Source organism: Roseateles sp. AC306 (assembly GCF_979253795.1).
Genome location: NZ_CEEDEB010000154.1, coordinates 1 through 235 on the forward strand (window position 1 = coordinate 1; position 235 = coordinate 235).

Annotated in this window: 1 protein-coding gene; it reads right to left on the reverse strand. The window is 74.5% G+C overall.

Going from position 1 to position 235, the window contains the following annotated elements; translation table 11 throughout:
* A partial coding sequence (locus AC0IZJ_RS28780) for a hypothetical protein (protein WP_471855706.1) occupies positions 1-235 on the reverse strand: 235 nt, incomplete at both ends.

Below are 235 nucleotides of genomic sequence, written 5' to 3' on the forward strand. Positions count from 1 at the left end.
CGTTGAAGCGGGTCAGCGCGGCCAGCGCGTCGGCGTCGATGTGGCCGGCCAGCGCCTGCACCGGCTCGGGCTTGCTGGCGCGCTGGTTGAACCCGGCGCGCTTGACGTTCAGCGCCAGGCGGCCGAGGTCGCGGTCCGTGCAGCCATGGATCGCCTGCCCCCGCACGTCCAGCAGGGCGGCCGACTGCTGCTGCAGTTCAAGCCGCTGGCGCGCGCCATCGGCCAGCACCTGGGC